A 20932-nucleotide genomic window follows, 5' to 3' on the forward strand; every position below is an offset into this window, starting at 1 on the left:
TGAAGCTGAGCCGGAGCCTGATCAAGCGAAGGCTGCGGCGGCCGTGTCGACGATGCGATCCGGGCTCCACGCAATCGACAGGGCGATGAAGCGTTCGTCGGCTTGCGGGCGCTCGAGCGTCGCCAGCTGGCTCGCCAGAAGCGACGGTCCGGCAAAATGGTCGGCGCGGTCGCCGAGCCGTTGCCGGATCAGCTCGGCCTCGCCGTCCAGAAACACGAAGGCGACATCGCCCAGGCGCTGGCGCAGAAAATCGCGATAGCTGCGCTTCAAGGCGGAGCAGGCGACCACGGCCGGCCGGCCGGGCAAATCAAGGGCAGCTGCCGCCACGGCCGCGAGCCAGGGCCAGCGCAAACTGTCGGTCAAACCCTGGCCGCTGCGCATGCGCGCGACATTTTCAGGGCTGTGATAGCTGTCGGCCTCGATCCAGTCGACACCGAGCCGCTCGGCCAGGCTGCGCGCGATCACCGACTTGCCGGTGCCGGAGACACCCATCACGACGATGAAGTCGGGCTTTTCCATCATTGGGGGGCCATCAGTAGAGGCCCATCAGCCGGATCGGCCCGAGCGTCAGCACCGGAAACAGCACCAGCGCCAGGATCGCCAGCACCAGGATCGACATCGGCGCCATCGCGCCCTTGATGACGTCCTCGATCGACATCTTGGCCACTTGCGCTGCGGCGAACAGGCAGACCCCGACCGGCGGCGTCACCAGCCCGAGCGTCAGCGTGATGACGGTGACGACAAGGAAATGCATCGGATCGACGCCGAGCGAAACCGCCGGCGGCAGAAGCACCGGGATGAGGATGAACATCGCCGCGATCGCGTCCATGAACATGCCGACGACGATCAGGAACAGGAACACCAGGATCAGCACCATTGTCGGGCCGGTGCTGACGGCGCCGAGGAAAGCGGCGACCTGCTGCGGCAGGCCGTCGAAGGTGAACACCCAGGCGGCCAGCTTGGCGGTCGCGGCGATGAACAGGATGGTGCCGGAGGTGCGCGCCGTCTCGACGACGATGCCCGGCAGCTCGCCGATGCCGATGGTCCGGTACAGCACGACGGCAAGAAACAGCGTGTAGAGGGCTGCGATCGCCGCCGCCTCGGTCGGCGTGAAATAGCCGTCGACGATGCCGACCAGAAGGATGACCGGCGTCAGCATCGGCAGGATGGCACCCATGCCGGTGACGACGATCTTGCGCAGATTGATCGGCGATGGCGGATTGTAGCCGTGGCGCACGGCATAGACATGGTTGAACACCATGAAGGCGAAAGCGATGAACAGGCCCGGGATCAGTCCCGCCACCAGCAGCGTGCCGATCGACACATTGGCAATCGAGCCGGCGATGACGATCAGGATCGACGGTGGAATGATCGACGACAGGGTCGAGGTGCACAGCGTCATGCCGACGGCATAACCTTTGGGATAGCCGTGGCGTTCCATCGCCTTGATCTCGATCGCGCCGATGGAGGCGATGTCGGCGACGGACGAGCCGGATACACCGCCGAAGATGACCGACGAGACGACGTTGACATGGCCCATGCCGCCCGGCATCCAGCCGACGCAGGCTTCGGCGAAGTCGAACAGCTTCTCGGCGACCCGGCCCCGCTCCATCAGCACGCCGACGAAGATGAACAGCGGCACGGCGACGAGCAGAAAGGAGTTCATCGCCGAGAACATGCTCTGCGACAAAAGGTCGATCGGGGTCGAGGTGAAGGCGAAGATCACCGCGACGGCTGCCAGGCCGAGCGCCACGGCAAGCGGAACGCCGAGCGCGCTCAACAAAAGGAACAGGACGAGCAGTGCGATGCTCATGGCTTCGGCTCCGTGTCGGGAACGTTGACGTCGACGTCGACTGCCTGCCCCAATTGCAGATCGAGGTCAGGCAGCTCGATCTGCCTGCGGCGTGTGCGAAGCGACTCGAAAATGGCTGCGATGGCCAGCATGGCCGATATCGGCATGATCGAGCCGATCACCCACATCGGCACGATCAGCGTGGCGGCGGTTTCGTTCATCATCCATTGCTGCTGGACCAGCTTCCAGCCGGTCCATGCCGTCAGCACGAAGAACAGCACCGATGAGGCGACATAGATCGGAACCGCCAGGCGGCGCAGCCCGCCCCTGAACATGCCGATGAAGACGGTGACGCGAGCCGTTTCCACGGTCCGGAAGCCGGCCCCGATGCCGAGAAAGATCATCCAGACGAACAGGAAGCGCGTGGCTTCCTCGGTCCACGACAACGGCACGCCGAGCAGGCGGCTGGCGACCTGTGCCAGGACGACGACGATCACGCCCGTCATGGCGAGGCCGGCGAGGCCGTCCAGCAGGACGTGAAGCGCCGCATCGCAACGGGTGCGCGGCCTGTCCACTGGCCTGTCCACCGGCCTGTCCACCGGCTCGTCCATGGGCTTGTCCATATGCTCCTCCCAGAAGCAGCGGCGGGCCCCTCTTCCCGCCGCCTTGGCGCCAGCTGTTACTTCTTGCCGACGAAGGCAACGCTCTTGTCGAAAAATGCCTGGTCCTTCACCAGGCCGGCGAACACCGGATAGAGCTCCTTCGACACGGCGACGAAGGCGGCCTGCTGCTCGGGGGTCAGGCGATTGACCTTCATGCCATGGCCCTCCAGCTCCTTGAGGATCGTCTCGGCCTGGGCGGCATCGTTGTCGGCCTTCCAGGCTTCCGTTTCCTTCGCCGCCTCGTTGATCGCCGCCTTGTCGGCGTCGCTCAGGGCGTCGAACTTGGCCGGGTTGATGCCGAGCACCCAGGAGTCGGCCATGTGGTTGGTCATCGAGACGAAGCCCTGGACTTCGTAGAATTTGGCCGCCAGCGGCACGCTGATCGGGTTTTCCTGGCCATCGACGACCTTGAGCTGCAAGGCGTTGTAGACTTCGGCGAAGGCCATCGGGGTCGGTGCCGCGCCCATCTTCCTGAAAAACTCGACCCAGAGCGGGTTGTTCGGCACGCGGAATTTCAGCCCGGTGAGATCGGCCGGCTTTTCGATCGGCAGCTTGGAATTGGTCATCTGGCGGAACGGGCGGGTCCACAGGCTGAGGCCCTTGATGCCGATGTTGTTCAGGTCGGCGACCAGCTCCTGCCCCTGCTCGCCGGCGAGATAGGCGCGCAGCTGTGCCTCGTCGTCGAACAGATAGGGGATCGAAATCGCCGAGAACTTCGGATTGAAGTTGGCGTAGAGCGATCCGGCAAGCACCAGCATGTCGAGCGAACCGCCGGCAAGCTGCTTGACCGCCGCCGAGGGGTCGCCGCCATAAAGCGTGCCGTTCGGAAACACCTTGATCGTCACCTCGCCCTTGGTCTTGGCCGCCACCAGTTCGGCGAACTTGTTGGCCGCAACGGTGATCTCGGCGGCATCCGGATCGGGCGTCGACAGCGTGAGCGTCGTCGCGGCCTGGGCGGCAGTCGCCGCAAGCATGGCGGCACCGGCAAGAAGGCCACGAATGGCTTTGTGCATGGTCATGTCATTTTCCTCCCTTGACAGATATTAGAGGGCGCCAGCGCCCCCGGCTTGGTTCATGTTTTGCAATGTCAGAAAAACCGCACTGTGGTCGAGATCGCCGCCGCCCTCCTCGACGAGCCGGCGAAACAGCGCGTCGACCGTCGCGGCGATCGGCAATTGCAGCTTGAGCGCGCCGGCCAGTGCCAGCGCGGTGCCGGTGTCCTTGAGCTGGTATTTCGCCGGTCCGCCCGGGGTGAAATTGCCTTCGACCATGCGCTGGCCGTGCTGGCGCAACACCGTCGAGTCGGCGAAGCCGCCGAGCAGCGCCTCGCGCACCTTGGCCGGATCGGCCCCGCCCCGCTCGGCCAGCACCAGGGCTTCGGCGACCGCACAGATGTTCGAGGCGACGATCAGCTGATTGGCGAGCTTGGCCAGCTGGCCTGTGCCTGCCGGCCCGATATGGGTGAGGCGGCCCAGCGGCGCAAAGACATCGGCAAGGGCCGCAACCTCTTGCGCCGCGCCACCGGCCATGATGGCCAAAGAGCCGTCGCGGGCGCCGGTCTCGCCGCCCGATACCGGGGCGTCGACGTAACGGACACCCCTTTCGGCCGCCTGCCCTGCCTGGCTGCGCGCGGTCTCCACCGGAATGGAGCTCATCACCACCAGCGTCGCGCCGGGGCGCATTGCCTCCAGCACACCGCCTGCAGCCAGCAGGACCTCGTCGCAGACCGGCCCCGAGCTCAGCATGCAGATGACGACGTCCGCCTCGCTGGCGGCGCCGGCCGGGCTACCGGCCAGCGCGACGCCTGCTGCGGCCAGTGCCGCGGCCTTGTCGGCCGTCCGGTTCCAGGCCGTCACCCGGAAACCCGCTTCGGCGAGCCGGCGGGCCATGTGCCCGCCCATGATGCCGGTACCGACGAACCCGATATGCCTGCCTTGCCTGTTGCCCATTGTGGGGCCTCCCCTCACCTTCTAGCCGTTCTGCAAGGCGGCAAAACGGACGACCGTTTCTTCGACGCCGAGCGTCTGCATCGCCGCCTGGAAGCGTTTGAGATGCGGTGTCTCAAGATGCGCTTCGAAGGCTGTGCGATCGTCATAGACTTCGTAAAACACCACCCTATCCTCCACGCCCTCGGGGCAGATCACGTCGAAGCGACGGCATCCCGCTTCGTCGGCAAGCGAATGCCGCGCGTCGTCCAGGGCAGCCTCGAGGAACGCTGCCCTGACCGCCGGCCTGACCCGGAATACAGGGATCACCACGAAAGGCAGGGCCTCGGCCATCGGCTTTCCCTCCCAACGATCAGGCGGCCACGCCCGGCTTCGGCGCGAAGCGGCTTTCCATGTCGCGGCGCAGCGCCACGACATCGAGATCGTCGACCAGTTCGACGTCGTCGAAGCTGACGATCTGGTCCTTCGTGATCGCGCGCTTCAGCCTGACATTGTGGGCAAGGCCGATCGGCAGCGCGCGATGCGCCAGGCTGCGCGTCGCCGGAATGGCATTGGCCCAGACCGCAAAACCGCCCTCGCCATCCAGCATCTCGCCCGGCTGCATGTCCTTCTTGGCGGTCGCCACCGCATCGCCGCGGAACTCCTTCGAGCAGCCGGTCGCTTCGCCGCGCAGCACGGCGGACAGAACGCTGATCGACGTCTCCAGGCCGATGATGTGGAACGGACGCCACATCGAGGCGTACCAGCCCGACGGATCGGTCAGCAGGCCATACTGGTTGAAGCAGGCCTTGGAATATTCATTGTGCGCCTTGAAGGTGACGAAGACGCCGTAGCGGATGTTGTTGAACACTTCGCGGCCGTCCGGCTCCTGGCTGGCGGCGATGTCGACGAGACCGCTGCGGTCCATGCGGCCGCCGTCCGCCGCCGGCCGGAACACTTTTGCCAGGTCGTGCAGGCCGGCCGGCGGGAAGGCCAGGCCATTGTCGGGGCAATCGAGGCCGGTGCCGTTGGCCACCGCAGCCATTTCGATCGCCGCCTTGGTGCCGTCGGTGAACGAGTTGTACATCTTCGGATTGAAGTCGCCCTTGGCGACATAGTCCTCCGACCAGCCGAAGAAGCCCCAGACCGTGTCGGGGGTCGAATAGCGGTAACGCGGCTCGAAATTCATGCCCTTGCCGGCTGCGGTCACCTCGAAGCCGGTGGCGCGGGCCCAGTCGACCAGCTCGCAGATCAGCGCCGGCTGGTCGCCATAGGCCATGGAGTAGACCAGTCCCTTGGCCGCCGCCTTCTGGGCCAGGATCGGCCCGACCATGACGTCGGCCTCGACATTGACCATGACGACATGCTTGTTCGCCTCGATGGCGGCAAGCGCGTGGCGCGTGCCGGCAATCGGATGGCCTGTCGCTTCGATGACGCATTCGATCTCGCCGCAGGCCAGGAGCCTGGCGACGTCGTCGGTGACGAAGGTCGTGCCGTTCTTGACCGCATCGGCGGCACTGGTCGCCGCAAAGCGCTCCTTCGGCCAGCCGACACGCTCGAGCGCGTCCCGCGCCTTGCCGACATTGAGGTCGGCAACCGCGACCATGTGGTAGCCGGGAATGCGCTGGGCCTGCGCCAGCACCATGGAGCCGAACTTGCCGGCGCCGATCAGTCCGACCCGAACCGGCTTGCCCGCGGCGGTGCGGGCGGCGAGAAGTGACGCGAGATTCATGATGGAAGGTCCCTTTTGTTCGCGAGCGGTCGCGCAAAATCCATCCGCCGCCGCAGGCAGTCGGCCGCCAGGTGCAACAGGACGGAAACGCGCAACGATCCGGCGGCTGCGCCGGACGGTTGAAATTCCAGAATATGCTGGGAGGCTCCTCCCTCCAGGCCGGCGCAGGACTGACCGCGTTCCGACCCGTCCTGATTAGCGCGCTTGCCTGTTTAGCTCAATTTAGAACGAAAGCTCGTCTGTTTAGGCAGGCTAACAAATCAGCAGCTTGTTCCGGCGCAGCGAGGCAGTTCAGCGCGCAAGGTCGCACGCGCCAGCGTTTCCGCACGGCGACAGCGGCGGGCGGAGCAGCCGCCCACCGACCGGGCGTGTCCGCGGCGGCCGGCATCGTTGGCTATGGGCAGGCGCGTGGTCGTCCAGGCACTCGGGAGGACCGTGTCGACCCGCCTGTTGCGGAGCGCAGCACGACGCCGGGCCTTGGCCAAGGCTTCACTCCACGATCTTCCAGTAGGAGTCCTTGCGGATCACCTTGCCGTTGCGAAACGTGTAGAAGTCGCAGCCACGGACTTCCTTTCGAACGCCATCCGGGGTCGTGCCCGTCAGCGTCCATTTCGAGATGCCGGTTTCAGCCGCCGCATCGACGAAATGCTCCGGATTGCCGTAGTGGACGTCAGGCAGACCTTGAAAGCGCGATGCCAGTGCCTCCCGCACCTTCAGTTTGCCCTCGAAGCGCGCGCCCCACGGCGCATTGCCCCTCGGCATCTCCAGAACGCAATCGTCGGCAAACAGCGCGAGGATGCGATCGAGATCATGCGCGTTGAAAGCGTCGCTCAGTTCCGTCAACAGCGACCGGATATCCATGGCGCGTCTCCGACCTTCCAGAGCCCTGCCCTCTGTTCGCCAGGCAACGGCTCGGGCATGTCCTGATTATGTGCGGCTTCTGCGTCCGGCGCCATCCCCGCGAACCCGACCTCTCGCCGCGCCCCTCTGCCCCACGACTTTATGATCGTGCCGGCAGGCGCAGATTATCGAAGTTTTAACCATGATCCTCGCAACCTCGCTTAGTATTTGAATCATTTCGGTTTTCCATGTTGAAGCATCGCCGCCCGTTTGGGGCTTTCCAACTGTCCCGCCATTGCCTGCTTATGGCAGTCGCACCTTTGGCCCTGATGCTGGCGAGCGCGCCGGTGGCGGCGCAGCAGGTCATCCTGAGTGGCGACGTCGATCCGTCCCATCCGACTGGTATCACCAGCGGCGACGATCTGCAGATCGGCCGCACCGGCATCGGCGCCCTGACCATCCAGGATGGCGGCACGCTGACCAACAGGCAGGGCTCGGTCGGCAGCGATATCGGCGGCAATGGCACTGTTGTCGTCAGCGGGCGCGACGGCGCGGGCAACGCCTCGACCTGGACCAACACGGATTTTCTCACTGTCGGCGGTCAGGGCAGCGGCACCCTGGACATTCTCGATGGCGGGGTGGTGACCGACAGCGGCGGCTTTGTCGGAGATGCGGCTGGCGGCACCGGTTGGGTTACGGTGTCCGGCCACGGCTCATGGTGGAACAATCTCGGTGACGTCGTCATCGGCCAGTCTGGCGAGGGAACGCTCGATGTCCTCGCCGGCGGGCGCGTCAGCAGCGCGTCGGGCTATGTCGGCGCAAGCCCTGATGGCGTCGGTGTCGTCACCGTGTCGGGCGACGATGGCCAGGGCAACGCCTCGACCTGGACCCAGCAGAACGACCTCAATGTCGGCTATGAGGGCAGCGGCACATTGAACGTTGCCGATGGCGGCCGCGTCGTGACCACAGGCCGCATCAACATCGGCACTTACGGCCAGGGCGAAATTGCCATCTCGGACGGCGCCACCGTCTCGAGCCACGACGCGATCGTCGGCGTCGCCGGCTATGGCGAGGCGCTGCTGACATCGGCCGGGTCCTGGACCATGACCGGCCAGCTGACGGTCGGCCTGGGCGCCCAGGGCGTCCTGCGGATCGAGGACGGCGCCCGGGTGAGCAGCAACCAGGGTTATGTCGGCGCCAATGCCGGTGGCGACGGCTCCGTCACCGTGACGGGTGCGGGGTCGAGCTGGGAGATGACCGGCTCCAATCTCACCTTGGGCAATTACGGCGTCGGCGCCATGACCATCGCAGACGGCGGCCGGGTTTTTGCGCAGGGCGGCGTCTATCTCGGCATGTCGGACGCGGCGGCAAGCGGCACGCTTGACGTGCTGGGCACCCCAGGCGCCCGCGGGGTCGTGGAAACCAGCGGCTTCCGGGGCGGCATGGGCGCGGCACATGTCACGCTGGATGGCGGCATCATCCGCGCCATCGCCGACAACGCGACCTTCTTCCGCAACTACGGCGCTCAACAGATCAGCCTTGGCACCGCCGGCGGCATCATCGACACCAATGGCCACGATATCGGCATCGCCCCCGAAATGACCGGCGCGGGCGGCCTGACCAAGGATGGCCTGGGTACGCTGACCCTCTACGGCGCCAACAGCTATGCCGGCGGCACGACGGTCGCATCAGGCGTGCTGGCCGCGGGGGCTGCCAATGTCTTCAGTGCCGGCTCGGCGCATATGGTTCTCGGCGGCGCCACGCTTGCGCTCGACGGCTTCGACCAGTCTGTCGGATCGCTGGACAATGCGGGGCTGGTGACGTTCGGCAGCACACCCGGCACCACGCTGACGGTTGCCGGCGACTATACCGGTCATGGCGGCACGCTCGAGATCGCCACCGAACTCGGCACCGACACCGCGCCGACGGACCTGCTCGTCATCGGCGGCAACAGCAGCGGCAGCACGCTGGTCAGCGTCGTCAATGTCGGCGGCACAGGTGGCCTGACCACCGCCGACGGCATCCGCATCATCCGGGTCGATGGCACCTCCGATGCGGCTGCCTTCGCGCTCGCCGGGCCGGCCATCGCCGGCGCCTATCGTTATGGCCTGTACCACAACGGCATTGCCGACCCCGCCGACGGCGACTGGTATCTGCGCTCGTCCGGCCTGGCGCCGACCTTGCCTGTCTACGAGACCTATCCGCAGCTGCTGCTCGGCATGGTCGAGCTGCCCACCCTCAAGCAGCGCGTCGGCGGCCGCTACGACACGGCGCTGGACGGTGCCGCGCCGATCGGCGGCACGGCTTCGGGCGGCGTGGCTCCAGGTCCCATCTGGGCGCGCATCGAGGGCGCGCATGGCCGCGTCAAGTCAGCCAGTTCGCGCAGCGGCGACGCCGGCTTCGACACCACAGGCGCGCTGTTGCAGGCCGGCCTCGACGGCCAGCTGGCGGCCAACGCCCAGGGCATGTGGATAGGCGGGCTGACCGTGCAATATGGCCGCGCCGGCGCCGACATCTTCTCCGGCATCGGCGACGGATCCAGCGCCACCACCAGCTACGGCATCGGGGCTACGCTGAGCTGGTTTGGCGAGAACGGCTTTTATGTCGACGGACAAGTGCAGATGGCCCTGTTGCGCAGCGACCTCGATGCCACGGGCATCGGCAGGGTCGGCGACGACATTCACGGCAGCGGCCATGCGCTCAGCCTGGAGGCCGGCCGGAACATCGCGCTCGGCGAGGGCTGGTCGCTGACGCCGCAGGCGCAGCTTGCCTGGTCGTCGGTCGACTTCGACAGCTTCACCGACCGGTTCGGCGCCGTCGTCTCGCTCAAGGACGGCGACAGCCTCAAGGGCCGCATCGGCATCGCCGCCAACCATGAAGCGGCGGGAACGCAGTTCCACGGCATCGCCAACCTGACCTACCAGTTCGGCGACGGCACAAGCGTGATGGTATCGGGCCTCGACACATCTTTTGCCGCGCAGCGTTTCGGCGCCGAACTCGGCTTGGGCGGAACCTATCGCTGGACCGGCGGCACCCTGCACGGCGAGGCGCTGGCCTCCACCAGCTTCGCCGGCAGCTATGGCGTCAAGGGAACAGTGGGCTTTGCGATGAGTTTTTGAGCGGATCCGGGCGGGGTCGCAGGTTTGGCCGGGTGATTGCAGATGAAGGCGCGCCGGCGTTTTGGCGGAGCTGGCGGTCAGCGGTGGGCTGTCTTCTACGTTGTCGGCAAGGATAATCTCGTTGAACAGCGCGTCGCAAGACCTGCGCCACCGCAACACTCCGATCCTTACTAATCTCACTGCCTCCAGCTTGAACTTACGGCTGGGGTATTTCATCTAGGGCGGACCGCGATGGGGCATGTTGTCGAAGCTGAAAATCCGGGAATCCGACAACCGCGTAGATTATCAGGCAAAAATTTAGGCCCTTCGCCGGCAGGCTTGCTGAAAATTCAATAGCTACGACAGTTCGACCTCGTACTTCCAAATCCTTCCTATCCTGCTGCTCGTATCGATGGAGTACGAGTCGCTGAATGGGAAGATGATGCTCGCCGCACGGCTGGTGCACTCGCGGAGATAGAAAAGGGCAAACCCAAGCGCTTGGGGCTTTGTAGAAAGCGGGGACAGAAACAAGTTTGTTATTGGCCTTTTTGTATCCTCACGCGCTATCAACTCGCTGAGTACAGTTGCCGTTGCGAATGGATCGCTTGCCGGCGCGAAAACTCTTTCGGCGACATCGCCAAGCGCATCAGCTGCCGCGTAGCTTCGCAGCACGTTCTGTTGGTACATGTCTGCTTGAAGAGATGGCAGGCCGTAGATTAGCGCTTTGTGAGCTTTGCCCTTTTCCTCCGCAACTTCTGCAATCAAACTATCCTCGTATCCAGCTCCGATAACGAGAAGATCGTTGTCCGTCACGTTGTTGATAAACCCTTCGTACCCGGCGACCTGGCGAACATCGTGAACCAACTCACTCGCAAACCGGGTGCGGTCGTGGCCCGAATAATGACCGGGCTCCGTGTAAATGACATCGAAGCTTGAGACGCCCACAACCCGCAGATAGTTTATCAGGTAGATCATGTGCGGGCGCATGAAACCGGTCACGTCGATGCAAATGCGTGCGCCGGAGAGATCCGTCTCCCGGAGGGCCGACGTAAAGAATTCCAAAATGACATCATCTTCTCTGATTTCATTGGAGATGAATGCCCCCTCGGGGACATCACTTTTGCCGAGTCCGTACTCGTGATGCACCAACCAGTGTTTCCTTGCGGAGCGGACCTCATCAAAGACCTTGATTACCCGTTCAGACGGGTTGAATGCCGATATGAAAATGTCCCAGTTGCTGCCGCCGACCGCCCGAATGTCGAGTACGGTCCTATATTGGTAGGTGTAATCAATCATCGAAAAGTCCGATCTGAGCTCCCGCTTGCTTCGAAGCTCGTCGAAACGGCGCATTTACCTTGGATCGCCACCCACCAAGCAGCTGCTGATATTGGTCGTCTCGGCTTGCATCAAAAATTGCATTGAACTCCTCGGCCGAGAACGTCACTACTCCCCGTCTCGATAGTGGAAGATCCCAGCGCGGAGCCAGCATAGGACTCAATTGAAATTTTGCCGTCACATCCTCAGAATTGCGCTCCTTTTGCCCCCCAGGAATACGGTGCAGAAACGCCCTCGCCTCCGCCAAGCCCAACACCCGTCGGGCTTCATCACTTATTTCGCGCTCCGAAACGCTAAAGCTACATAAAGAGATTTCGACAGGCTTGTCGGAAAAGCGATTAATACGGAAAATGTTGGCCAAGCGCTCTACAGCTGCTTGAATCACAATGCCGTCTGGGCCAGCCTTCCGCATGTTGCTGAAATACCAATCAGAGGCATCCAGAACGCCTTTTTGCTGTGAGCGTAGCGAAATAAGGCCGCCTTCAAATGGTCGCTCGTCAGCGAAGCTTGCCCATTCAAAGACAGATCGCAAAATCGTCAATAGTGCTCGTGGAATCCCTGCGGACATGCGGACAAAGTTATCGATCCCGCCGTAATTTTGTGGCTTCCGTGCATCCCGGAGAAGCTGTGCCGATAGATCGCCAGCATAGTGGCCTAGAGCCTGTTTATATCGTTCACCATCAGCTTCGCCCTTGATGAACGCGCTCATTTCTGCCGCGACTCGTTTGAATGATACACTGAGGTCGCGTCCTTTCGCCCAATCCTGCATGAAAAGCATTATGTTCAGCTTTTCGAGCACGGGGCTTTCAGGCTTCGAAAACGCATGCAGAATTTCCGGATAACTCAGGTCATCGTGATGCTTCGTCACAAGCTGCTGGAGAGTTTTGAAGTGCGGTCTTTCCCTGGAGTCTGAATCGATCACCTCTAGCCAATCAGGGCTGCGCCAACCGCCATCAAAACTGGCGAAGTGCTGTTCCAGTTGGCCCGCGTCGGAACTGCCGAGTTGACTCAATCGCTTCGTCACAAGGCTTCGACTGAAGGCGTTATATTGCGCTTCGAGCTCGCGGAGCTTCGAATCGAGCTGTATCTCAGTGAACTCCGAATCTTTGAGGTTTTCTTCACCGGCACTGTTGGTACCGTACGTGCGAATGCCGTAAGTCCGGGCGCCAATACGAAAGGTGCTGGGTGGTTCCCGCTCTCTATAGATTGTGTTCACGTGGATCTGCTGGGCCATCGTCAGATTTTCAAATTCGTCGATCGCGTAAACAAACAATACGTCCCGCAGGAATGAGATTTTCTCCGAAACGATCTTCGGGATGCCAAAAATAACATTTCCTGCGGTGAGAATGATATCTGGATCTAGCACCCCGGTGATCAGGCAATTATTTATTTGATAATCGAGCTTCTTTTGCTGTTCAGCAAAGAAAGCAGAAAGGTCCGAGAGCGATTTAATATCTTCTGTAGGCTTCTTATCAAGGAGTGTGATGATTTCAGCTGTGATTTCTAGATCCACTTGCTCGCTCTCATTGGCGATGATTTCGCACAAAAGGCGTAAGGCGTGCTGCGCGAGCCACAACTCAAAGTAAAATGAGAAAAGTTGAGTCCAAACTTCGTCAGATTGGCGCTTCCCAGAGAAACGGTTGGAATGCAGGCCGCTGCATCGAACGTAGAGGCCGAGATATCCATCATCCCTTATGCCATCAGCAATCGTCTTGCCCGCTGCGATGTACCGAAGCTTTTGCAGTTCGAAGGACTGGTGCCGCATCAAGTGGGTTTTACCACTGCCTTTCGCACCAAGAATGTAGGTAGGCATTGGTGAGGCCGGATGATCGAATTCAGGCTTAATTCGGCTGTCGTCTATCACCATTTCGACCCAAAGCTGCTCGATCTGCTCGTTGTTGAGGTCAACTGCCTTGGTGATGCCGAATGGATTTTTTCGCCGCACTGGCTGCATGAGCTAGCTCGCATTTTTGTGGTAGCGTTTAAAGATTGGACGCCATGGGGCGTCAGCCCAAAACAATGGCAGAGTATTGTCGGGTGTATTGTGATTAAACCCGATAAGTAGCTGGCCGTCTTTGTATCCCAGCGGGTACTGCGGCCAAAGCTGGCTGCCATATTTTTGGCAGGTGGCCTTCACCTTCTCCCGATCGAAATCGACGTTTGCGGCATTGAAAATGCGGGAATTGGCTTCAAGTGCCTTAAAGCTATCATCGAGCTCGTACACGGCCGCGACCGTATCGTAGCGCTTGAGTTGTTTAATAAACTCAAGCCCGTGTTGGGTCGCGAACAAGACTAGGTAGTGGACTTTAACGGTCGAATTGAGGGCTCTGAGCGGGTCGATGATGTCCTGAGAATATTCGTCTGCCTGCGTTCCGGAACCGCAGAGATCATCGATGAACACGTAATCCGTGATCGCTGGATCGCGAATGCGCATGGTCGCAGCACCGCCGGCCGGATCTCTCACGAAAATCTGATACGTGTTGATGAACTGACTGCTGTGCAGCTTGTTTTCTTGGCGGAAATAGTAGAGGAGGTGAACCCCACTTTCCGAAGGGTTTCCCATACCCAAAAACCTAGTCTTTTGCAGGTGGACGTCAAACTCACGGTTTAGCAGGCCGATGTCTTTGGTGTCGCCGTGAGCTCGCCGTATCGAATGGAGGGCCGGCGTCTTGTACAGGTCTCTGTATAACGATCGGAGAAGCTCTCTGATTTCGCGTTGACCGAAGTAGACGAAGTTTGAAAGCAAGAATAATGCCTGAAGTTGCTCGTCGTCGTCCACATTTGCGGACGCTTCAAACTGCTCAAGCCACTGGCGCACGTCAGGCTCCAGAATCTTGCCATACCATGCAGTCTCAGTTAGCTGTTTGATCTTCTTGAGAAGCACATCAAACTTTTCCTCCCGCAAAATTCTCCCCCCTCAGCGCTTTTGGAAAACAATCACATGCTCTCGTTCAATAGTCCCAGCAGTTTTGTTTCGTTTCGTCATCAGCCCTCGGGACCGTATGTCGTCCACAAGCTCCAATGTCGTCGTCAGCCCCTTTCCAACAAATATATCCTTCACGAATTGGCTCGTCGAGAAGTTGTGTCCACAAATCATATTGTCTCCGACAACTAAAACTAGGTGTCCATTCTGCCGAAGTCGTGAAACAATACCTTCTGCTGCATCATCCATCTCACGAAGATACGTATCTGCAATATGGGATCGAAGGGAATTTATTGACTTTATTTTCGCGAGTACGCCCTGCGCACTCGGCACCACTGAAGCACTTTCAAAGCTATATTCAGACTTGTAAAAGTGCTCTCTTCCAATATTGAGTTTTTCCAGTTCACGAAGCTGATTGGAGGGAGCCATTCCCAGCCACCCAATGCTAAGCGATGACGCACGAATGTATTTTTGGGCTCCAGCATAGGGGGGCGATGTTATGATGAGGTCCGCCTTTAGGTCCCCGTCCAAGTGACGTAGCCGAGCATCTGCGTAGACTACCGAACTGCACCCCTCGGGCATTTTGTTTAGGCGAGCACAATTGGCACCCACAACCTTTGCGAAAAGCTCAATAAGGCCCGGAGAGCCTAGAATGTGCTTTTCAAGCGCCTCTCCCTTTAGCCGGACCGGCACTGAAAGCCTGGGGTCGCTTACGCTGACTCGCTTCACGCAAGCCGAAAAGCAAGCTTCCAAAAATTCCAGCACGATTCCACTAGTATTTTCTCGTATTGAGTAAAGAAGAGACCCAAGTGATACCGCAACATCCTCCGAAAACCACATATCTTTTTTGATAGTGGTAGTGAACGGAATCTGACGCGCATTATCGACATCAGAAAGGACTTTGCCCAGCGCTGCGGTTATCTTCTCAGAACTAATGTATGTTGTCTTTGCTTTAGCAATAAGTCTCGCTAGCGGGTTCGCGTCGGCGCCCATAGCACGCCTGCCGGCCAGCAGCGCTTCAACAAGGACAGTTCCAGATCCCGAGAATGGATCGTACACCACATCGTTTGGTGACGAGTACTTTGTGCAGCTTATGAAGAACAGTGGGATGTTAAGAAGCAGCTTTGCAGGGTAGGAGTGGAACAAATGCGTGGCTCTGTCCACCCCAGATCCGAGCGGGACAAGCGTGCGAAAATTGACCGCAATTGGTGAGCCGCTAGCTTCATATGCTTCCTGTAACTTCTGAAGCTCTGTGTCGAAGTTCCAAGTCTTCAGATCGCGGGTCCGAATTTGCGCGCCGGCTCGCGCAACCTCCTTCGCAGCCTGATTAGAAGCCGTCAGAAGTCGCGCGTTGAATGACCGAGAGAGTTCATTCATGTTTGAGCGCAGACATTAGCTCGGTCCACTCTCGTTGAGAAAGACCGCTTTCCTCGAACGAGATAGGCTTACCTGCAAGTCGACTCTTAACAACGTGCCAGGCGGAAGCCGACAGGGTTACAGCGCCAAGTCTGTATTCCTTGAACGCGTCGTAAGTCAGGGGGACCCACTTCTCAGTGATCTCGAGGAGCCTTTCTGCATAGACACGAATCTCGTACTGAGCATGTGGATCAGCTCTCAAGCGCAAAAAGTTTAGCAGGTTGTGTAGATTTGTCTTCCAATACCACTGCGTGTAGAAATTGAGGCTCAGGTTCATGCGAGCCAACTCGCGCGCGATGCCGATCCGCCCGTTGTCAAGACTTGCACCGTCATCAGAAACATTGAGAAGCGCGTTGTATCCGCTGTAGCTGCGCTCAGCTTCGTCACGAAGGAGATTCAGCACCCAAGAAGTTTCGGCGAGTGGCGCATCTTCCCGACCTTGCTTGTTGCTGGCCGACTGGGCCGCCAGATTGGAGGTATCAGGCACGTAAAATTCTTTGTCGAGCACAGAATATCGAGCAGAATACTCGTTAACACTTGCAGTTCTGTGACGGATCCATTGGCGAGCAACAAAGATTGGCAGCTTAACGTGGAGCTTGATCTCCGCCATTTCGAATGGTGTCGTATGTGAGTGGCGCATCAAGTATCGGATAAGGCCACGATCCTCGCTGACCTTCTTTGTGCCTCTCCCATAGGAGACTCTCGCGGCCTGTACGACAGCAGCATCATCACCCATATAGTCGACCACGCGGATGAAGCCGTGGTCGAGCACAGGTATCGTCTTATTAAGAATTTCCTCCAAGCCGGCGGAGACAGCACGGTTTGTCGGTTTCAAGTCCCCTCGAAGGCCGTGTTCAACGACTTTTTCCTGCGCCAAATCATCCCCACACGGTAGCTTCTAACACTACACCACTAATGCGAAATGACCTTAGCGACAATCGAGAAGACCGCTTTTCCTCGCAAGGACAATCGAGTTCGCACTGACCTCACCTTCGGTTTCTTAGTTCTGCAAGGCTGGGCTTTGCGGGTTGCAGAGGTAGACCTGTACACCCCCATCGATCTTGAGACGACCATGCTGTGCCATTTCCGCTCCTTGAGGTCAGCGAACGACGCAGTTCTTCGGGCAAGGTGATGATGGTGCGTGTGATCGCGTCGCGCACGGCCTCGGCCCCGTGTCTCGCGAGCGCAGGCCCGTCCTTTCAGCGCGGAGCTTTGCCATGCCCCGCGAGTCGGGGAGGATGCAGCAGCATCTTGAAGCGCGTCGTCAGGGTGCCGATCGCCGAGCTTCCAAGGCCAAGGATGAGCCCCACTCCCAATGTCCCGGCACCGCTCAATCGGCGGCTTTGGCGGAACGCTGACTGATCATGATCTCCTGCGAGACTAAGCCCTTGCCTCGCCCGCCAAGTGGCCAGATAGATGAAATCGCTCACCAAGAGCCTATTCGGCGCGGGAACCTTACACAGACCGTTCACCCGCTCGAGCGCACTGCGAGCCGTCTTGTCCGGGATTGTTCGCGCTTTATCGCGTTATTCGAGGACATAGGGCAGCGAATATTGGTCGCGCTACACGATAACCTCTCGCTGAAGCAGACCGCCCTAGAGTCTGACTAATGGCGAACCGGCCACACGACCTGGCGCCGACATACGCCTCCATATCCATGCGAGGGTACGTCTTTCCAACAAGGCGTGCAGGAACACAGAGTCCCAATTGTTCTTCGACCGGTGTTGCCAGCAGGACTCGTCGAGTTCGTCGCGAAGCAGACGAGTTAGTACAGCTTTGCTACCGGGATTGGTGCGCTTGAAGGCCCGGACGACATTGCCCGGCCGCCGGCAGAACCTCTCGAAGCCATCCTTGACATGGTCGGCCAGCGCGTCGTGCGAGACCAGGGTACGGGTATGGAAGTCGAAAGCCGCGGCATCGCGGACACCCTTGGGCTTCCTAGCCACCACAGTGTATGTCGGCGCGTCGTCGTGACACCGGATGCGAACGTAAAGCGCGCGCTCGCCGATCTTCCTGTCGAATTTGGGATGCAGGAAGCGCTCGCCGGGATCAGGGCCGAGCGTTTTGTTGCCCTTGGATTGATTGCACGAGCATACGGGAAACAGGTTCGGCAGGAACAGCGAGAATTCGGGATAGTGATGTTGCGGTAGAAAGTGGTCGACTTGGTTGCTGTTCAGGGACCCACACATGGAACAACAGCGGCCACGAGCAGCATTGCGCAATTTGGCGATGTAACTCAGGGCGGCGAGCCGCGCCCCGAACATGCCGGCCATCGCGTTCCGGAATGCTGCATCCGGCACTTGCCCCGTCATCAGCCATGGGTTGCCCCGATGCTTGACGTATTCGCGATAGGCCTTGGCAAAAAACGCCATGCGCGTCGCTATCTCAGCATCCCTGCCTCTCTTGGTACTGGCGACGGCAGCAAGAGCGCGGTACTGTCCCTTTGAGCTGTGAGCGAACTTCTTCATTTTTCGGCGCGCAGCTCGCTCAAGATTTCCCTTGAGAGCCATTCGCCGTACTTTTCGCGAAGTTCTTCAAAGGACAGATGTTCCGCCCTAATCCGGGCAATAGCGTCCTCGGCGAGAAAAGACGTGTCATCTTCACCAAAAACGAAAGCGGATATCGACGAGATGTCCGCACCGAACGTTCGCATGCCGGGTGCCTTGGCGGTAACCCGTCCGTCTGAGTCACGTTCGACGACCACCACCTGATCATGGAAGACTTCCCGCACCACGTAGACGGAGTGGGTCGCCATGATGGCGCATGAGCCGGTATCGGCCAGCAGCTTTTCCAGCGCACTCATAAGCCGGGCGATAAAGTTAGGATGAAGATGCGTCTCGGGTTCGTCGAGCAGCAGGAGAGAGCCGTTCTCGATATAGGTGCAAGCCTGCGCAAGAAGTTTGATGAAGCGGACTTCACCAGTGCTCAGATGATGGAAGCTCCCGTTGATGATCCGTCCCGGCTCGTGTCCCCGGGCCACATCGAAGAGCAACCTAAGGCGGCGCTCTTCCGAACCGGCTCTCAGGTCCGTCAACCGGATCATGTTCTCTCCGGTCGACGAGCGAAATGCGATTTCTTCTGGTCGGTTGATCGAGTGAACGGCATCCATGAAGATCGCAAACCGCGATTTCTCGGCGATGCGCCTGTCATTTCTCGACAGTTCCACGATACTGGCGGTTGCTGTGTTCCCGCTCTCGCTATGCCTGACGCGACTAGTGGAAAGCCGCTTGTAGAAGGTGGCCGGGCGCTTCCGGTGTTCGCTCGGGAACGTGCCTGTATACTCGTTACCCGGAGTGAACGCCAAAACCCGGCTCGCCAGGATTCTGTCCGCATCGCCGCTGGCGCCGCGTTGAATTCCGCGCAGGGCCTTGCGCGCGATATTGCCGAGGGCCCGGCTTTTTCCGACGCCATTCTTGCCAATAATGACGCAGGTTCGCTTCGGGATGGAAGTGTCGTGATCGAAGGTGAAATCGATGGTGACGTCCGGCCCGTCCTGATCGGTGAGGGTTATGATCACAGATTCCGGCCCTGAAGAAATATCTTCTTGGTCCACCCCCCTCAGGATCGGTCGCGCGTTCGTGAAAGCGTGGTAGGCTTCGGACTCCCTGGTCAAGGAGAACCGGAAGACGTCGGATGCGAGGGCCGCACGCTCGATGCCCTTCTTGGCCGGATTCCCCGCGATCGCGACCAGATCATTGGCGTCGGAAAGAAGACGATTACCCATTCCGACACCGAACTGCCTAATAATCGCCCGGTACGCCTCTTGGTTGCTGGCGAGAGATATGACGTTCGAGTTCTCGGTGACGATGACGCTGCTTTCACCCTGCGGCAACTGCAGGATCGCATTGCCTACACCAACAAACTTTCCGTCCTTGGGATCGAGATAGGCGGCTTTGCCGGCGTATTCGAATACAACCGAGCCGCCCTCGACGAACACCACTGCCACATTAGTGATATGACCAAAGTCATTCCAAGTGAGATTGTTCGGTTGGAGCCAAACAAAGGTGTCGGGTAACTCGGTAAGATCGGGCCACTGGGCCGAAATGACCATTTTGAGGTCAGTGTCTCTGGTCGCCAAATCCCTCACCCGCCGGTTCATCCTGTCGTTGGTACTCCATGGCATGTCGTTCCGCGCAGGAAAAGGGTTCAGCGAGCGCAGTTGTGCCCGGTCGCGACGCCGGCAAGCTTTCCTGGACTGGAATTGGTTGTGGCAGTCACCAACCCTTCGTGAAACCGACGCTATGAGAGCCTACTATTGCCCCCCAAGTCCTGGGCCAACTTTCTTCTGCTCAAATGTGCCTTGCCGGAACGGACCCCGAGCGATTCAGAAAACCTGATCGGTCGGTCAGCGCCTGTCGTTGCGACACCGGTGCGCGCCTGTCCGCTGACCAATTGCTGCTATTCCATATAGACTTTCCTAAAGCAGTCAGGCCGCTGCCGGCCCCATTCCAGACGTCACCTCCCCTTGCAATTCCTGGCTCTAAGGTGAGTTTCCGCATCGTGCCGAACAACCCGATCAGCCGCTGCCTGCATCAATCGACAACCCGTCAGAGCGCTGATCGACGGGCTGCTTCGATGCCGAGCAGCCAGACACTTTCGCCGTATTGTCCACGAGTGGCGTTCGGTTCGCCGGCATCCGTCGCCACGTTCCGACGGCGATGCGCCGTACGCCTCGCGGAAGATCCGGCTGAAGACCGAAATGCTGCTGAAACCGTTTCAAGCGGCCAACCCACTCCTGCCGCTATATCCCCTGCCCCGCCCACCCATGATCCCAGGTGTCGTGTTGTGGGCCAGGCTCTTGCCCAGCGTGGCGAGCAGGTCGGTCTGGGAGATGACGCCGACGACATGGCGGGTCTCGTCGACCACGATCACCGCATGGGCCACGCCGTCGGTCAGGCGCGGCAGCAGGCTGACGGCGGCTTCGTCGGGGCCGGCCGTCACCGCTTCAGAAATGGGAAGAACGTCCGAATGGTGGCCGTTGGCCAGTTCGCGCGGGCCGACAGTGCCCAGCAGGTGCCTGTCGCCGCTGTCCAGGACCGGCAGCGTGCGAATGTCGTGTTCCAGCAGAAGGGCTTTTGCTTCCGCCGGGCTTGCCTCCACCGTGACCCGGACGACATCGCGCGACATGATGTCGGCGCAGGTCAGCTCGCTGTGCATGCGCGGCAGCTCCCGACCGGATATCGCGGTCGACGGCAGGCCCCTTAGGCTT

17 protein-coding genes and 1 pseudogene are annotated in these 20932 nt (G+C 60.3%); 1 reads left to right on the forward strand and 17 read right to left on the reverse strand.

Annotated elements, in window-relative coordinates:
- Positions 1-21: 21 nt before the first annotated feature.
- From IG197_RS05135 to IG197_RS05170, 8 genes are all read right to left on the reverse strand, one after another.
- Complete coding sequence (locus tag IG197_RS05135; RefSeq protein ID WP_192317402.1) at positions 22-522, reverse strand: gluconokinase; 501 nt, start codon at positions 520-522, stop codon at positions 22-24.
- A gap of 10 nt (positions 523-532) precedes the next feature.
- The gene (locus IG197_RS05140; RefSeq protein WP_192317404.1) at positions 533-1813 is read right to left on the reverse strand and encodes a TRAP transporter large permease; all 1281 of its coding nucleotides are present in this window, start codon (positions 1811-1813) and stop codon (positions 533-535) included.
- Complete coding sequence (locus IG197_RS05145) at positions 1810-2415, reverse strand: TRAP transporter small permease (protein ID WP_246765311.1); 606 nt, start codon at positions 2413-2415, stop codon at positions 1810-1812. Before IG197_RS05145 ends, IG197_RS05140 begins: the two co-directional genes overlap by 4 nt.
- 56 nt (positions 2416-2471) lie before the next feature.
- A complete protein-coding gene (locus IG197_RS05150) occupies positions 2472-3467 on the reverse strand; it encodes a DctP family TRAP transporter solute-binding subunit (RefSeq protein WP_371746572.1) in 996 nt (331 codons plus the stop codon).
- Positions 3468-3497: 30 nt separating this feature from the next.
- Positions 3498-4403: an NAD(P)-dependent oxidoreductase gene (locus IG197_RS05155; protein WP_192317407.1), complete on the reverse strand. Its 906-nt coding sequence runs from the start codon at positions 4401-4403 to the stop codon at positions 3498-3500.
- Between the two features lie 21 nt (positions 4404-4424).
- Positions 4425-4733 (reverse strand): putative quinol monooxygenase, encoded by a 309-nt coding sequence (locus tag IG197_RS05160; protein ID WP_192317409.1) that lies wholly within the window; start codon positions 4731-4733, stop codon positions 4425-4427.
- 19 nt (positions 4734-4752) lie between these two features.
- Complete coding sequence (locus IG197_RS05165) at positions 4753-6111, reverse strand: NAD(P)H-dependent oxidoreductase (protein ID WP_192317411.1); 1359 nt, start codon at positions 6109-6111, stop codon at positions 4753-4755.
- A 489-nt stretch (positions 6112-6600) separates the two neighbouring features.
- The gene (locus IG197_RS05170) at positions 6601-6972 is read right to left on the reverse strand and encodes a nuclear transport factor 2 family protein (RefSeq protein ID WP_192317413.1); all 372 of its coding nucleotides are present in this window, start codon (positions 6970-6972) and stop codon (positions 6601-6603) included.
- 284 nt (positions 6973-7256) lie between these two features.
- Between IG197_RS05170 and IG197_RS05175 the strand changes: the two genes are divergently transcribed.
- Positions 7257-10070 carry an autotransporter outer membrane beta-barrel domain-containing protein gene (locus IG197_RS05175; protein ID WP_192317415.1) on the forward strand — a complete coding sequence of 938 codons (2814 nt, stop codon included), beginning with the start codon at positions 7257-7259 and terminating at the stop codon, positions 10068-10070.
- Between the two features lie 336 nt (positions 10071-10406).
- Here the strand turns inward: IG197_RS05175 and IG197_RS05180 are convergent, their stop codons facing one another.
- From IG197_RS05180 to IG197_RS05220, 9 genes and pseudogenes are all read right to left on the reverse strand, one after another.
- The gene (locus IG197_RS05180; RefSeq protein WP_192317417.1) at positions 10407-11345 is read right to left on the reverse strand and encodes a hypothetical protein; all 939 of its coding nucleotides are present in this window, start codon (positions 11343-11345) and stop codon (positions 10407-10409) included.
- Complete coding sequence (locus tag IG197_RS05185; protein WP_192317419.1) at positions 11338-13338, reverse strand: hypothetical protein; 2001 nt, start codon at positions 13336-13338, stop codon at positions 11338-11340. The genes IG197_RS05180 and IG197_RS05185 overlap by 8 nt, the downstream gene beginning before the upstream one ends.
- Positions 13339-13341: 3 nt before the next feature.
- Positions 13342-14268, reverse strand: coding sequence for a hypothetical protein (locus IG197_RS05190; RefSeq protein ID WP_192317421.1), 927 nt, complete (start codon positions 14266-14268; stop codon positions 13342-13344).
- A 33-nt stretch (positions 14269-14301) separates the two neighbouring features.
- Positions 14302-15453, reverse strand: a complete 1152-nt coding sequence (locus IG197_RS05195; RefSeq protein WP_192317423.1) for a DNA methyltransferase — start codon at positions 15451-15453, stop codon at positions 14302-14304.
- A gap of 223 nt (positions 15454-15676) precedes the next feature.
- Positions 15677-16600 (reverse strand): FAD-dependent thymidylate synthase, encoded by a 924-nt coding sequence (gene thyX / locus IG197_RS05200; protein WP_192317425.1) that lies wholly within the window; start codon positions 16598-16600, stop codon positions 15677-15679.
- Positions 16601-16738: 138 nt separating this feature from the next.
- Positions 16739-17122: pseudogene (locus IG197_RS36150) on the reverse strand (transposase); the annotation flags it as partial.
- Positions 17123-17318: 196 nt separating this feature from the next.
- Entirely contained in the window at positions 17319-18191 is an 873-nt protein-coding gene (locus IG197_RS05210; protein ID WP_192317427.1) for a hypothetical protein, read from the reverse strand.
- Positions 18188-19774 carry an ATP-dependent endonuclease gene (locus tag IG197_RS05215; RefSeq protein WP_192317429.1) on the reverse strand — a complete coding sequence of 529 codons (1587 nt, stop codon included), beginning with the start codon at positions 19772-19774 and terminating at the stop codon, positions 18188-18190. Before IG197_RS05215 ends, IG197_RS05210 begins: the two co-directional genes overlap by 4 nt.
- 665 nt (positions 19775-20439) lie before the next feature.
- Positions 20440-20880 carry an HPP family protein gene (locus IG197_RS05220; protein ID WP_192317431.1) on the reverse strand — a complete coding sequence of 147 codons (441 nt, stop codon included), beginning with the start codon at positions 20878-20880 and terminating at the stop codon, positions 20440-20442.
- Positions 20881-20932 lie beyond the last annotated feature (52 nt).

The sequence above is a fragment of the Aminobacter sp. SR38 genome (assembly GCF_014843375.1).
Lineage (GTDB): Bacteria > Pseudomonadota > Alphaproteobacteria > Rhizobiales > Rhizobiaceae > Aminobacter > Aminobacter ciceronei.